1 protein-coding gene and 1 pseudogene are annotated in these 1,705 nt (G+C 64.8%); both read left to right on the forward strand.

Annotation, left to right across the window (positions count from 1 at the left end):
• A partial coding sequence (locus ENZ75_RS30995; RefSeq protein WP_128278590.1) for an FHIPEP family type III secretion protein occupies positions 1-1,595 on the forward strand: 1,595 nt, incomplete at its 5' end.
• A pseudogene (locus ENZ75_RS31000) lies at positions 1,592-1,705 on the forward strand (flagellar biosynthetic protein FliR); the annotation flags it as partial. The gene ENZ75_RS30995 and the pseudogene ENZ75_RS31000, both read left to right, overlap by 4 nt.

The following is a 1,705-nucleotide window of genomic DNA, read 5'->3' on the forward strand; positions in this document are numbered from 1 at the left end:
ACGCCGACCTCTCGGCCGGCATGATCGACGACAAGACCGCGCAGCTGCGCCGCCGTGAACTGGAAGAAGAATCTTCTTTCTTCGGCTCGATGGACGGCGCCTCGAAGTTCGTCCGCGGCGACGCCATCGCCGGCCTCATCATCACCGCCATCAACATCGTCGGCGGCATTGCCATCGGCTACATCAGGCACGGCATGGGCATGGGCGAAGCCGCCGACGTGTTCATCAAGCTGTCGGTCGGCGACGGCCTCGTCACCCAGATCCCGGCACTGATCGTGTCGCTCGCCGCCGGCCTGCTCGTCTCCAAGGGCGGCACCCGCGGCTCGACCAACCAGGCGGTGTTCGGCCAGCTCGGCGCCCACCCGCGCGCCCTCTATGTCGCGGCATCGCTGCTGGTGCTGCTCGGCTTGATGCCCGGCCTGCCGCTGTTCCCGTTCTTTGCGCTCGCAGCCGGCATGGCCGGTCTCGGCTACGTCATCCCGATGCGCGCCAACCGTGTCCTCGCCGAAGCCGAGGCGATCAAGGACCAGGAAAAGGCGACCAAGGTCGAGGAGGAGAAGAACTCGGTCAAGGCCTCGCTCGCCACCGCCGAGATCGAGCTTTTGATCGGCAAGCAGCTGTCGACAAGGCTGCTGACGTCGCATCAGGAACTGGTTTTCCGCATGGGCAAGATGCGCAAGAAATTCGCCACCCAGTACGGCTTCGTCGTGCCGGAAGTGCGTGTCGCCGACGATTTCGCCATCCCGCCGAAGAGCTACCAGATCAAGGTGCACGGCACCGTGGTGGCCGAATACCAGATGCGCGTCGGCGAGATCATGGTGCTGCTCGGCAATCGCGACATACCCGAGATACCGGGCGAGGAAATCCGCGAGCCGGCCTTCGGCATGCGCGCCTATTCGGTGGTCGAAGCCTTCGCCGAGGATCTGAAGCGCGAGAACTACACCTTCGCCGACAACATGTCGGTGCTGCTCACCCATCTCTCCGAGGTCATCCGCAACAACCTGCCGCAGCTTCTGTCCTACAAGGACATGAAGGCGCTGCTCGAACGCCAGGACCAGGAATACCGCAAGCTCGCCGACGAGATCTGCACCACGCACATCTCCTATCCCGGCCTGCAGGCGGTGCTGAAGCTGCTGCTCGCCGAGCGCGTCTCGATCCGCAATCTGCACCTGATCATCGAGGCGATCGCCGAGATCGCGCCGCATGTGCGCCGCACCGAGCAGATCGTCGAACATGTCCGCATCCGCATGGCCCAGCAGATTTGCGGCGACCTGTCCGAGGGCGGCGTGCTGAAGGTGCTTCGCCTCGGCAACCGCTGGGATCTCGCCTTCCACCAGAGCCTCAAGCGCGACGCCAAGGGTGAGGTGCGCGAGTTCGACATCGACCCGCGCCAGCTCGAGGAGTTCGGCCAGGACGCGACCAAGGCGATCAAGAAATATCTGGAAGCCGGCGAGCGTTTCGTCCTCGTCACCGCGCCCGACGCCCGCCCCTATGTGCGCATGATCATCGAGCGGCTGTTCACCACGCTGCCGGTGCTCAGCCACGTCGAAATCGCCAAGGGCGTCGAGATCAGGGTGCTCGGAACCATATCGTGAGCGTGCTGTCGCAAGGCGTCGTCATCGCGGCGTTCCTCGCCTTCTGCCGCATCGGCGCCTGTTTCATGCTGATGCCGGGCCTGTCCAGCGCCCGCGTCCCGGTCCAGGTC

It is taken from the genome of Mesorhizobium sp. M7A.F.Ca.CA.002.04.1.1, from assembly GCF_004022805.1.
GTDB classification, from domain to species: Bacteria; Pseudomonadota; Alphaproteobacteria; order Rhizobiales; family Rhizobiaceae; genus Mesorhizobium; species Mesorhizobium ciceri.